Origin of the sequence: Pseudomonas agronomica, assembly GCF_025917275.1 — a bacterium.
GTDB classification, from domain to species: Bacteria; Pseudomonadota; Gammaproteobacteria; order Pseudomonadales; family Pseudomonadaceae; genus Aquipseudomonas; species Aquipseudomonas agronomica.
This window is the reverse complement of sequence record NZ_JAOSHO010000816.1, coordinates 1-1,421: the sequence shown is the minus strand read 5'-3', so window position 1 is coordinate 1,421 and position 1,421 is coordinate 1. Positions and strand designations below refer to the sequence as shown.

2 protein-coding genes are annotated in these 1,421 nt (G+C 56.8%); one reads left to right on the top strand and one right to left on the bottom strand.

Features of this window, described 5'->3' with window-relative positions:
- Positions 1-69 precede the first annotated feature (69 nt).
- The gene (locus OC610_RS27375) at positions 70-672 is read right to left on the bottom strand and encodes a DUF695 domain-containing protein (protein ID WP_264432567.1); all 603 of its coding nucleotides are present in this window, start codon (positions 670-672) and stop codon (positions 70-72) included.
- Between the two features lie 176 nt (positions 673-848).
- Between OC610_RS27375 and OC610_RS27370 the strand changes: the two genes are divergently transcribed.
- Positions 849-1,394, top strand: a complete 546-nt coding sequence (locus OC610_RS27370) for a DUF4256 domain-containing protein (RefSeq protein ID WP_264432565.1) — start codon at positions 849-851, stop codon at positions 1,392-1,394.
- The last annotated feature ends 27 nt before the right edge of the window (positions 1,395-1,421 follow it).

Below are 1,421 nucleotides of genomic sequence, written 5' to 3'. Positions count from 1 at the left end.
GCGAGCAAGCTCGCTCCCACAAAAAAAACGGCTAGGTTTCTGGTTCGCGTTTGTACCCCTTCGCCTTTGCTACGGTGCTCCGTTTACCCTCATCTCGATTGGGTACGTCCCATTTAATGCGGTCCTTGCCTGCGTGAAAAAATCTTCGTGGTTTCGCGTGAGGAAAAGCCATTCCCGCTGATGTTCAGACGTGATAGTGCAAAGCCACTTCGCCAACCCTTTCTCCTGTATGGCGGGCAGCAACAATGCTTCCATCTTCTTCATCCGGGCCGCGTCTTCGGGCGTCGGCAAGGCCGTCTCGGAGGAAAATTTCCAGCTGACGATCACGGATAGAGGAAGCGCTTGTTCCTCTGCCGGGGACAACGACTTCGTACAGTGCTCCTCGTCTAGGTCAACGATTACGAGGGCTTTTTCGTGGGAGGGGCCATCGTCGAGAAGCGCGCTGAGGGCCACTTTTTGGCGCGCTTCTCGATCCGCTACGCAACGGTCGAATGCCTGGCTTTTGACCGGTCCCGCATCCAGGCACGGGTCCCGTTCAACCGCTTTGGGGGGATAGGGTTTATAGCTTGAGCAACCAACAAGCAGTAGGCTCGCCAGTGCCAACAACCGGAGTCGGTTATGCGTGTCCATCCGGCTAAGCTGCAAAAAGCACTGTGTTTTTTCTATAACCATCGGGGTTACTCCGTTAACTCGGGACTTCATTCCTGAAGACTGATCTTGTTCATTCAAGGTTAATCGCGGCGCGATTCTGCCAGAGGGCTGCGAGTGCGGCGATCTATTGCTGGTTCAACGCATACCGTCAGAGTCACTATCATTGGATGACCGATTAACACGCGGACACCCGAACCATGAAAAAACAAGAACAAGAAAGCCTCATCCAAACCCTGAAAACCCGCTTCGAACAAAACCCGAACCGTCACCCAGATATCCTCTGGTCCGACATCCAGACCCGGCTCGAAAACAACCCCAATGCCCTGAAAACCCTCCAGGCCATGGAAGCCACCGGTGGCGAGCCCGACGTGATCGGTCTCGACCCGCAGACCGGCGCCGTCACTTTCTGCGATTGCGCAAAGGAGAGCCCCACCGGTCGCCGCAGCCTCTGCTACGACCGTGCGGCCCTGGATGCGCGCAAGGAGAACAAGCCCAAGGGCAGCGCGATCGAGATGGCCGAAGCGATGGGGATAACCCTGTTGACCGAGGAGCAATACCGAGCCCTGCAAACGCTCGGTGAGTTCGATGCCAAGACGTCCAGTTGGCTGGCGACGCCTCCGGAACTTCGTGCGCTCGATGGGGCGATTTTTGGCGACTACCGTTATGGTCGGGTGTTCATCTACCACAACGGCGTGCAGTCGTATTACGCGGCGCGTGGGTTTCGTGGGGTGTTGCAGGTTTAAGCCAAACCCGTGGCGAGGGAGCTTGCT

What these genes read in the sequence shown, in the direction of transcription:
- OC610_RS27370 (WP_264432565.1), top strand. Translation starts at nt 849, where the DNA reads ATGAAAAAACAAGAACAAGAAAGCCTCATCCAAACCCTGAAAACCCGC.
- OC610_RS27375 (WP_264432567.1), bottom strand. Translation starts at nt 672, where the DNA reads ATGGTTATAGAAAAAACACAGTGCTTTTTGCAGCTTAGCCGGATGGAC.